The organism is Myxococcus sp. AM009 (assembly GCF_013372605.1).
GTDB lineage: Bacteria > Myxococcota > Myxococcia > Myxococcales > Myxococcaceae > Myxococcus > Myxococcus vastator.
In genome coordinates, this window is sequence record NZ_JABXEP010000368.1 from 1 (window position 1) to 714 (window position 714).

The window sequence follows — 714 nt, forward strand, 5'->3', positions numbered from 1 at the left end:
CCAGCACGCCCATTGACCACCCGTCCGACACGATGTGGTGCATCACCAGCACCAGCACGTGCGCTTCCTCCCCCTCTCTCAGCAGCGTCGCCCTCAGCAGCGGGCCCACCTCCAGGTTGAACGGGCGCTGAACCTCCACTTCGATCCAGCTCCGGACCGCGGATTCGCGCTCCGTTTCCAACTCGCTGAAGTCGAGCTGATGGAAAGGCCGCAGCGGCTCCGTTGCGATGACCTGTACGGGTTCACCACCACTGACACGGAACGTCGTGCGCAATGACTCGTGCCGCCGTACGAGTTCACCGAAGCTGGCCTCCAACGCGGTCGATTGCAGACGCCCAATCAGCTTCACCACCGAGGGGACGTTGTAGAACGGGCTGCCTGGCTCCAACTGGTCGAGGAACCACAACCGCTGCTGCGCGAATGACAACGGCAGCGCATCGCTCCGAGACGCGCGCGTCAGGGGTGGTGCTCGGACCGCGGCCTCTGCCGTACCGCGTGAAGCGTCGATCCGTTCAGCCAGCTTCCCCACGGTGGAGGACTCGAAGATGTCTCGTAGCGGGAGCTCTACCTGGAGTTCCTCCCTCACTCGCGACACCAACTGCGTGGCCAGCAGCGAGTGGCCGCCCAGCTCGAAGAAGTCTCCGTCGAGCCCGACGCGCTCGACATTGAGCACCTCGGTGAAGATGGACGCCAGCTTCTGTTCGGTCGCGGTCC

At 64.6% G+C, this 714-nt stretch carries 1 protein-coding gene; it reads right to left on the reverse strand.

The features are described 5' to 3' along the window. The coding region (locus HV824_RS35905; RefSeq protein WP_255208628.1) for a condensation domain-containing protein at positions 1-714 on the reverse strand (714 nt) is incomplete at both ends.